The organism is Phenylobacterium sp. (assembly GCF_037968635.1).
In the GTDB taxonomy this organism is placed as follows: domain Bacteria; phylum Pseudomonadota; class Alphaproteobacteria; order Caulobacterales; family Caulobacteraceae; genus Phenylobacterium.
Window position 1 is genome coordinate 25,411 of the sequence record NZ_JBBKVV010000005.1, and the last position, 9,964, is coordinate 35,374.

6 protein-coding genes and 1 pseudogene are annotated in these 9,964 nt (G+C 69.0%); 3 read left to right on the plus strand and 4 right to left on the minus strand.

Annotation, left to right across the window (positions count from 1 at the left end):
• On the minus strand, positions 1 to 852 hold the full coding sequence (locus AAC997_RS00560; RefSeq protein WP_340643747.1) for a GNAT family N-acetyltransferase: 852 nt from the start codon (positions 850 to 852) through the stop codon (positions 1 to 3).
• Positions 853 to 960: 108 nt separating this feature from the next.
• Here AAC997_RS00560 and AAC997_RS00565 point away from each other — a divergent pair, with 108 nt between their 5' ends.
• Together AAC997_RS00565 and AAC997_RS00570 are read left to right on the plus strand one after the other, a co-directional pair.
• Positions 961 to 2,343, plus strand: a complete 1,383-nt coding sequence (locus AAC997_RS00565) for a hypothetical protein (RefSeq protein WP_340643748.1) — start codon at positions 961 to 963, stop codon at positions 2,341 to 2,343.
• Between the two features lies 1 nt (position 2,344).
• The gene (locus AAC997_RS00570; protein WP_340643749.1) at positions 2,345 to 3,049 is read left to right on the plus strand and encodes a hypothetical protein; all 705 of its coding nucleotides are present in this window, start codon (positions 2,345 to 2,347) and stop codon (positions 3,047 to 3,049) included.
• Here AAC997_RS00570 and AAC997_RS00575 read toward each other — a convergent pair.
• From AAC997_RS00575 to AAC997_RS00585, 3 genes are read right to left on the minus strand one after another with little or no spacing between them, the layout of a single operon-like run.
• Positions 3,039 to 4,169, minus strand: coding sequence for a glycosyltransferase family 4 protein (locus tag AAC997_RS00575; RefSeq protein ID WP_340643750.1), 1,131 nt, complete (start codon positions 4,167 to 4,169; stop codon positions 3,039 to 3,041). The two genes, AAC997_RS00570 and AAC997_RS00575, sit on opposite strands and share 11 nt — an antisense overlap.
• The gene (locus AAC997_RS00580; protein WP_340643751.1) at positions 4,166 to 7,369 is read right to left on the minus strand and encodes a glycoside hydrolase family 99-like domain-containing protein; all 3,204 of its coding nucleotides are present in this window, start codon (positions 7,367 to 7,369) and stop codon (positions 4,166 to 4,168) included. The genes AAC997_RS00575 and AAC997_RS00580 overlap by 4 nt, the downstream gene beginning before the upstream one ends.
• 4 nt (positions 7,370 to 7,373) lie before the next feature.
• On the minus strand, positions 7,374 to 8,405 hold the full coding sequence (locus tag AAC997_RS00585; RefSeq protein ID WP_340643752.1) for a hypothetical protein: 1,032 nt from the start codon (positions 8,403 to 8,405) through the stop codon (positions 7,374 to 7,376).
• A 131-nt stretch (positions 8,406 to 8,536) separates the two neighbouring features.
• Here AAC997_RS00585 and AAC997_RS00590 point away from each other — a divergent pair.
• Positions 8,537 to 9,964 (plus strand): annotated as a pseudogene (locus AAC997_RS00590) (hypothetical protein); the annotation flags it as partial.

Below are 9,964 nucleotides of genomic sequence, written 5' to 3' on the forward strand. Positions count from 1 at the left end.
TCAGTAGGGATCGAAGTCGAGGAAGCCGATGGCCACGCGGGTCGGGTCGAGACTCTCTGGCGCCGGGTCGCCCAGCCGCCGATAAATCAGGTTCAGCGGTGAGGGCCGCAGCCTCTGCGGCAAACGCAGGAAGCCCAGCGCGCCGAGGTCCAGGCGCGGCTCCAGCCCGATGAAGAGAGAGGCCATACCCGCCGCCCCGCCCGGCTCGCTCAGGCCCTCGCTGACGAACCCCACGCAGCGCACCAGCGGCAGATGGGTCGGCGCCGAGACCACCGTCAGGCCTGCGCGGTCGCGCACCCCATAGGCGCTGGCCGGATTGGCCAACCGCCAGGCCAGGCGGCGCGGTGTCCAATCGATGCGAAAATCGGCCTCGGCATGCTCGAATTTCTGAGGGCGGAGCAGCAGCAATCCGGCCTCCAGCGGTGCGACGAGCTGGAAGTCGAGCTTCCTCAGGAAGCCGGGTGTCGAGTTGGCGTTGGCGACGCCCATGACGAAACCGTGGCCAGCCGCGGCGCCGGCGTCATAGGTCGCCTGGGCCAGTCGGGTGAACAGCCCCTGGCCGACGTAGTCGGGATCGGTGGCGGTGTTCAGCGACAGCAGGCCCCGCACCGAACCGCCGCCGATGCGCGCTGTGGTGGGGCAGGTGACATAGTGGGCGACCAGCCGCTCGCCGTCCCAGGCGTCGAACCCCACCACGGCGCCGTCCGGATTGTCGCGATAGCGCCAGGCCAAAGCTTGCGGCGTGAACTTCCACGCGTTTCCGAACACCTTGCCCAGCAACGCGGAATAGGCGGCGAGCTGTTCGGGGGTCACGCCGGAGGCCCGAATCTGGAGGTTTGGCGCGGTGCTCATCTGCCCGCGATCATGGAAGCGTCGCTGCGTCGCGGCAACGGGCGCTTTTTTTACCTTCTCAGGAACAGCTGCCGGCCCTACCTCTCAGGACGGATGGGGAGCGGGCGGATGGCGCGAAGGGGTCTGGATCTAACCGCCGACGATGTGGTGCGCGGGCTGCTGATCGCCGGCTTCCTGGTGATGCTGGCCGGCGCCATGCCCGGGCACCTCTCACCCGACTCGATTTCCCAACTCTACGAAGGCCGCATGGGGACCCGGGAGACCTGGGGCCCCGCCGCCTACGCCTCGGTGCTGGCCGCCTTTGACGCCGTGGTGCCGGGGACGGCGCTCTATCTGGTGGGCAGCGGCTTTGTGCTGTTCGCCAGCCTGCTGGGTCTGCGCGGCCTGCGTCCGAAAGCATCCTGGGCGGCGGTTCCGGTGGCTTTGCTGTTCCTGGCCTCGCCGATCATCCTGGTCTTCCAGGGCATCGTCTGGAAGGACGTGCTGTTCGCCAACCTGGCCGTGGCCGGCTTCTTCCTGCTGGCCCGGGCCAGCGTCAGCTGGCGGACGGCGCGGCCGCCCTGGATCGTGCTGGCCGCGGCCCTGTTGGCCCTGGCCCTGGCCGCCCAGGTCCGCCAGAACGGGATCATCATCGCGCCCTTCGCCGCCTTGGCCCTGGCTTGGACCGTGCGCGGCGAGGGCTGGCGGCGCAGCCTCATCTGGGGGCTGGGCTCAATGGTGGCCATAGTCGTGGCCTCACATTTGATCGGGGTCGCCTCCCAGCCGGCCAAGGCAGGCCCGGACAAGGCCGGCGGCATCGGCGTCCGCATCCTGCAGCACTACGACATCATCGGCGCCGCGGCCCATGACCCGGCCCTGACCCTCACCGTCTTCAACGACGCCGATCCGGAAGCCCAGACCGTGATCCGCACTCGGGCCGTGCCAATCTACACGCCGGTCCGCATCGACTATCTCGACCTCGACCCCGCCGTCGGCGCGGTGCTGTGGCGGCAGAGCGACCAGGTTGTCCGCGCCCAATGGCTGGACATCGTGCTGCGCCACCCCGGCGCCTATCTGGCCCACCGGTTCGACGTGTTCCGCTGGGTGTTCCTGACGCCGAAGATCGATTCGTGCCTGCCGCTCTTCGTGGGAGTCGATGGTCGGGCAGACACCCTGAAGGCGCTGGAGATCGCGCCCGGCCGGGACGCTTCGGACCGCGCGCTCTACAACTACGGCACCTGGTTTCTGGATGGGCCGCTGTTCTCGCACCTCAGCTACGCGGTGGTGGCGGTCCTGACCGCCGGCGCTCTGCTGCTGCGGCGTGACCGCGCCGACGCCGCCATCATCGCCCTGTTGGTCGCGGCCCTGGCCTTCACGGCGAGTTTCTTCGCCATCTCCATCGCCTGCGACTACCGCTATCTCTACTTCCTGGACCTCGCGGCCATGACCGGGCTGCTCTACCTGGCCCTCGATCCGCCAGTGGCCCAGGTCCGCCAACTGCTGAGGCGCTGACATGACCGTTTCGCGTTTCCTGCCCCTGGCCATCCTCCTGGCGCTGGCCGCCTGCGACAAGCCCGCGCCGCGCACGATGAGGCTGGCGCCGACTCCGCAACCCAGTCTTCCGGTGGACAAGCCGGTCGCCCCGACAACCCGCGTCCAGCCGATCACCTGGGACGCCGCGGGCGAGGGCTTCCGCCTCGGGGCGACGCCCCTGAAGGCGGTGCGGATGTGGACGTTCGACGGGGCCAGTGACGGCTTCGTCCTGGCCGGCGGCGTCACGGGCCTGGCCCAGAACGCCGGCCTGCGCCTCACCAACCAGGCGCCCGATCCGGCCCTGCGATCCCCCAGCGGGCTGGAGATCAATGGCGCTCGCGGCTCCTTGGTGCTGGTGCGCCTGACCCGCAAACAGGCCAGCTCCGACTGGGATGGAACGCTCTACTACTCCACCGCCGGGCACGGCGAGGGCCAGGGGTTCTTCGCCAAGCCGGTGATGGGCGGCAGTCCGGCGGTCAACGAGACCCTGATCCTGGCCTATGACATGGCCCATCCGATGGGCGGCGGCGACGACTGGACCACTTCGCTGATCAGTCAGATTCGCCTCGACACCGACGATTCGCCCGGCGGCGCCTTCGTGATCCGCCAGATCGCGGTGACGGAGAACCCTGGGCGGGAAGCCCTGGGTCTGGCCCCGCCGCCGAAGCCGGCCGCTAAGCCTTAGCCAGTTCGTCCAGGCGGGCGGTATAGCGCAGGCCCACGGCCCGGGCGCTGAAGTGGGTGCGGATGTGGCGGCTGGCGCGGCGGCCCAGCGCGCGGGCTTCGGCCGGATCGTCCAGCATGCGGGCCATCAGCCGAACCGCGTGATCCACATGGGCGTCGGCCCAGACCTGGCCCTCGGGGAACAGGTAGGCGTCAGATGGCACCGGGATCAGGTCGTAGTCCACCAGCAGGCTGGCCTCCGGCGTCATGAAGTCCAGGTTGCCGGAATAGTTGGTGGCGATGGCCACGCGGCCCAGGGTCATGGCCTCGGCCGGCCCGCGCCCGAAGCCCTCGGAGCGGTGCAGGGAGACGAAGGCGTCGGCGCAGCGGATCAGGTTCTTGTTCTCGTTGTCCGAAAGCTCACGGGTGATCCCCTGGGCGCGGCCGCCCAGCGCCGCGAGTCGGGCCTCCAGCGCCCTGCGCGCCGGGTTCTTCTCGTCGCCGCCCTTGTATTTGACGATCGCGTGCAGGGCGGCCGCCGGCCGCAGGGCGCAGAGGCGTTCGAAGGCGTCCAGCATGGCCAGGGGGTTCTTGCGCTCGGCGAAGGACGAGAAGTCGAAGGAGAACAGCACCACGAAGGCGTGCTCAGGTATGCCGAAGGCCCGGCGACCCAGGAAACTGGAGAGGGTGAGTTCCACCGCGAGCGGCATATGGACCACCGGCTTGCTGACGGCCGGGCGAATGGCCTGGGCGATGAAGTCCGAGGGCGCCCAGACCTCGTCGAACCGCTCCAGGATGCGCGCCCAGGGCTCGGGGTACTTCGCGAGTTCCCACGCCGGGTAGATGATGTTGTAGGCGCTCTCGAAAGCGGGCTTGGAACCCGTGGCGTCCAGCACCCCCATCGCCTGCTCCACCTCATTGGCGTTGATGCAGAAGAGGTTGGTTTTCGGGCTGAGCCGGGGAACCACGTGGGGGCCGTATTCGCGCTCGAAGTCGGGATCCTTGTTGCGGTCCAGGCCGTAGATATCGATCAGGCCCGGGGTGGCGCCGGCCGCCTTGAAGGCGCGCCAGGCCGAGCGGACATGCTCGGCCATACCGATGGCCGAAAAGGGGTGGCCCACCAGGACCAGGTCGTCGCTCATGACTTGTCCAGCAGGTCTGCGTCAGCGGCGTTCTTCACCGCCTCCAGCCAGCCGTGACCGAAGCGCTGGTCGGGCTCCAGGTGCGCGCCCTCAGCCCACTCGTTCCAGGCGTTGATGAAGACCAGGCGTTCCTCGCCGAAGTTCTGCCTTCGGGTCTCGGCGAACATCGCCTCCAGCCAGGCCTGGAAGGCGCCCGGCGTTGCGTGGTGGTGCGACCAGCCGTGGTCCTGACGGCGGGCGGTATTGTCCCAGCTCGGCATGGCGCCGCGGAAGCGGGTGTGGGACGGGGTCGGCTCAGCCATGTAGCGGCGCACGAGTTGACGGTAATCGTTCACCCGGCCCTCGAAGCGGGCGTTGTAGAGCGGGCCCGGCGGATGGATCAGCGCCTGTGAGCCGGCGGGAGGGAACTCCACGCTCGCGTCGAACCCGAGGCTTGTTGGGTCGGTGGCGCCGCCCGCCTTCTCGAAGCCCTCGACATAGGCCAGGTAGATCTCGCCCACCCCGTTTTTCGCGCACCAGTCGCGCCAGTGGGCCACCCACAGCTTGGCGTCCGGCAGCAGGCCTGGGCGATAGAGCAGCACGAGCGGCTTGCCGTTGACCCGGATGTAGTTGGGGCGCTTCAGATACGGACCCATCTCGGCCATCAGGGCCTCGGCGTCGCCTTCTTCATAGGTCTGGGCCAGCAAGACGTCGTTGGATTGGCCGTCCCAGGTGCGGGTCCAGTTCTCATTGGCCCAGCACAGGCAGAACGGGAAATCGCCGGCCGCCCCGGTCAGCAGATGCTCCAGCGGCTTTTCCAGCACCCGGCGGCCGCCGGAGAACCAGTAGAAATAGTGGCAGAAGCCGCCGATGCCGTACTGGGCGGCCAGTTCTCCCTGGCGTTTCAGGGCCTGCGGGTCGGACAGGTCGTAGAAGCCCAGGTCGGCGGGCAGGTGCGGCTGGTAGTGGCCGCGATAGTTCGGCAGGGCCCGGGTGACGTTGGTCCACTCGGTAAAGCCCGCGCCCCACCAGCGGTCGTTCTCGGGAATGGCGTGGAATTGGGGCAGGTGGAAGGCGATCGTGCGGACGGTGTTCAGCGCCTCCAGCCGCTCGCTCCAACGCTGGACGAAGGCCTGCTGGTTTCGGGTCGCCAACCGGTGTTTGTAACCGACGTCGATGGAATTGGCGGTGACCGACAGGTGATGCACGATCTCCGAGGTCGGTTCGTAGATGATCCGCAGGCCGCGTTCGCGCAGACGGAAGCAGAGGTCGGCATCCTCGCAATAGGCGGGCGCGAACGTGATGTCGAAGCCGCCCAGTTCGCGAAACACCTTGCGGCGCACCGCAAGGCAGGCGCCCGAGGCATAGTCCACCTCGCGCCGCACGTTCCAACGCGGCAGGGCGGGATCATCGAACAGGCCGATCATCTCCGAGGCGCCATCGACGCCGATCCGGGCGCCGGCCTCCTGGAGGCGGCCATCGGGGAACAGCATCTTGGGCGCCGTGGCCCCGACACCGGTTTCCTCATCGAAGGGTGAGAGCAGCGCCGCCAGCCAGCCGGGCCGGACCTGGACGTCGTTGTTCAGGAAGATGACGAACTCGCCCTTGGCCGTCTCCGCCGCCCGGTTGCAGGTACGGATGAAGCCGAGGTTTTCAGGGTTGGTCAGCAGTTTCAGGCCAGGAACCTTGGCCAGCATCACAGAGGTCGCATCGGCCGAGGCGTCGTCGATGACGATGATCTCGGCGCTCTCGAGCCCCCCGGCGGCCAGCAGCGAGGCCAGGCACTCTAGGGTGAACTTCAGATTGTTGTAGGCGGGGATCACGATGGAGGCGCGGGGCTTGGCGACCGGCGGAAAGGTGAGGGCGGCGGCGGCCTTCTCCAGGTCCTTCTCGCCCAGCTTGACCAGCTTCAGCGGTTTGACCTTCACATTGGCCTTGCGGGTCGCGTCCATCCGCCGACGTTCCGCGGCCAGGTCGCGATAGGCCTGGGCGTCGTAAAGGCTGGCGTCCTTGGCGCGGGCGGCGCGGAGTTGTTCAAAGAGACCGGTGTCGCCGCCGCCGGCCCGGACATGACCTGCGCCCGGCTCCGGCTTGGGCGCACGGCTCAGCGCCCAGTGCTCCAGGGCCGAGATCGGCGCCTCCGCGGCCCGCGGGTTGGCGGTCAGATAGGCCAGTTCGTCGAAGTCCGGCGCCGGCGAGGCTCCCTCGAAAGCTCCCTCGGACAGATAGTGCAGGATGGCGTGGCGATCTTCGGGAGCCTTCGGATTCTGCTCCAGATAGAAGGCGGAATCGAAGTGCAGGCTGGGGTTTCGTCGACCCTCAACGCCGTGGGCCAGGAAGTCGGCGAGCGGGCTTGCGCCCAGCGTCGTCGCGTCGCGATAGCGGTCGGCGTACCAGCCTGTGTCGAACAGCGGGTGAGGCGGGCGGCCTTCGCCGGCGCCGGAGGTCACATAGTGCAATAGGGGCGGAATGCCGCGCTCCGCCACGTCGGGGTTCTGCTGCAGATACCAGGCGCCGGAGAACAGCGGGTGGGGCTCGTAGCCCAGCCGCCATCCCTCGCGCAGATAGTGCAGCAATGGGTTCTCGCCAGACTTCGCCACCTCCTCGGCCTGGCCGACATAGTGGCGCAGATCAAACAGCGGGTGGGGGTTGAAGCCCTCGCGGGCGCCGGTGAAAACGAAGTGCTGCAAGGCGCTCAGGCCGCTGGCGGCGACCTTGACCGCGTGGCGTGAGCGGTAGTCGGCCAGATCAAACAGCGGGTGCGGATCGCGACCTTCCTTATCGCCGGCCACCAAGTAGTGGGCCAGAGGGGCCCAGGCGGTGCCCGCCAGGTCGGCGTTCTTCTCGACGTACCAGGTCTGGTCGAACAGAGCCTTGGGATGGGCGTTGGAGTCGGGGCCGGCGCGGACGTAGGACACCAAGCCACGGGTCCCCCCCCCCTCTCGCCCGACCCCCTGATCGAGGCCGAAAGTCCAGAGCCCGGAGCGCAGCACCAGGGCCACGCGGCCCGGCCACTTGCCCCGTGCGAGGGCCAGGTCAAACCGCTGTTCAATGCGGCCGCGTTCGCGGTCCCAGTGGCGCTTGGCGGCGGCGGCCTGGAAACGGGTCCAGCGGTCCTGGGCGAGAGCCACATGGGCGGCGCGCAGCACCTGGCGGCGCGCCAGAAGCTCTGTGGCGACGACGGTCTCAGCCGCCTTCTTCCTGGTGGGGCGCTTGGTCAAGGGATCAGCGGATGGCCAACATGGCGTCGACCTGGGCCTCGATTGCGGCGCGCTCACGGCGCAGCAGGGCCAGTTCGACCTCGATCTCGTGGGTCTGGAGGCGCTCGCGTCGTCGCTGTTGCCGCTCCTCGTCCAGCTCGGCGCTGGCGGTCGACAGGGCGGCGGTCACCGGAGAGACAAACACGCCCATCCTCGACTTGAGCTCGGCGATCTGAACCGCGGCGGCCTCTAGCGGGGCAAGCGGTGGGGTGGATCCGGCGGCGGCGGCCAGGAACCAGTCGTGGACGGTCTTGGCCAGCGGGCCGACGATCGGCACGGTCGAGAGGTCTCCATCGCCGACGTTGTGGCGCAGGTCGCCTGTAAGGAACTGGTCGATCTGGCCCTGCGCGTGTGGGCTCATCCGGGGCAGGGGCGCGCTGTGGGCGGCTTCAATTCGTTCGACCTCGCCACGCCAGTCGGCGAGCAGGCCGTCATAGGAGACGAAGGCGCGGGGCAGGTCGCGGGAATAGAGTTCGGCGGCCAGCATGTAGACGCACCAGAGCAGAACCGACTTCTCCACCGGGAAGCCGTCGCGCCGGGTCAGGGAGCCAGCGACAGCGAGCGGCGAGCGTACCGGAATCACCGCCCGGGCCGACATGCCCACGGTCTTCAGGACCTGTCGCCACATCGGCCCCAGGACCGAGATCCGAGGGTCCTTCAGCAGCGGAAAGCGGGCCTCGCCGAACTCTTCGCGATAGAGCGCCAGCGCGCGCGCCGTCCACTCGGCTTCGTCGGCCTTGGGCAGGGCCGCGTAGGGCAGGGCGAAGACATCGTCCCAGGCGCTACCGGCGGCGCGCAGGCGCGCGTCGTTGAACAGCGCGATTTTCCAGGGCTCGAAGTAGCCCCGCGCATTGTGCTCGTCGCCGGGCATGACGTTCTGCGGCAGCTCGGCGCCGGCCAGGGCCAGGAGTTGGGTCACGGCCGAGGTGCCGGACCGGTGCATGCCCAACACCAGGTAGGCCGCGGACTTGGCCGGTCGGGTTGTCGTTCTCGCCATCGGGCCCCATCTGGCGCCTCGGCGGCGCACGTGAGCCTTGCGTCTATGACCGCAGGCGCGCGCGGGCAAGGGGCGGTTGATCGAGGCGGCGTTCTGCGGCACAGGTCCAGGCCTCGCGGAGAGTTCGTCTCATGGCCGTCGGCCTCGATCGTAGCCTGCTGGTCCTGGGCCCTGCCCTGGACGCCGACTTCTATCGCGCCACCTATCCCGACATCGCGCAGACCGGTCGCGATCTGGTGATCCACTATGCCGACGCTGGCTGGCGCGAGGGCCGCGATCCCGCGCCCTGGTTCTCCACCACCGGCTATCTGGAACGCTATCCCGACGTGGCGGAGACCGGGGCCAACCCCTTCTATCACTACCTTTCCACTGGACGTCGCGAGGGCCGCGAGCCGGTCGCCTCGGCCCAGGCGCTGGATTACCTGGTGGCGCGGAAGCTGGTCCGGGACGGCAAGGCCGATGATCCGGTCACCGCCGCCGACAGGGCGCTGGCCGCCACTGAGTTCGACGAGACCTACTACCTGTTCAACAATCCCGACGTGGCGGCTGCGGGCCAGGATGGGCTGGACCACTTTCTGGCGCGGGGCTGGAAAGAGGGGCGCGACCCCTCGCGGGACTTCCACCTGGACGACTATCTGGAGCTCAATCCCGACGTGGCGGCGGCCGGCGTGCAGCCCTTTGTCCACTTCCTGGCCCAGGGCCGCGGCGAAGGCCGGATCGCCCGCCGCCGACTGGGCTTCCGGCACGACACCGTGGCCCGCCTGCGGCCCCTGCAGGAACGCCTGGCCGACTGTGAGGTCTGGGCGCGGGCCGTAAAATTGAGCCAGGCCGCCGACCTGGAGAAGGGCCTCGCCGAATCGCACTCGGAACGCCGCGACCTGCACGTGACCTTCAGCCACGACAACTACGCCGCCGTGGTGGGCGGGGTGCAGGCCAGCGTCCAGCGCGAGGCCGCCCGATTCGGCGCGCTCGGCCGCGATCACCTGCACATCTATCCGGCCTCGCCCTGGCCTATCGTCTCCACCGGCCTCGACGGTCCGCCGCTGGGCGTCCTATGGAACGGGACCAAGGTGGGCGCCTTTCGACCCGAGGCGCTGATCGCGGGCTTGAGGACGGCGCTGTCCGATTGGCGCGACGGCCGGCGCAGCTTCGCCATCCACTCCATGCTGGGCCATTCCAGCCGGGAGGTGATCGATGTGGTGCGGATCGCCGGGGCCAACGCCGGTCACTACTGGACCCACGACTTCACAAGTCTCTGCGCCGGCATTCACCTGCTGCGCAACGACATCGACAACTGCGGCGCCCCCCCGCCCGGCAGCGCCGCCTGCGGCATCTGTGTCTACGGACCCTATCGGCAGCTCCATATCGACGAGCACACCCGGCTGTTCCGCCACCTGGACCTTACTGTGGCCTCCCCCTCCCAGGTGGTGATGGACACCTGGCGCGGCGCCGACTGGATGGACCCGGTGGCCGCGACGGTGGCGCCCCTGGCCCGCCTCACGCCCTTGCCCGCCAAGACCGCCCCGCCCCGTGACGGTCCGTTCCGATTCGCCTTCCCC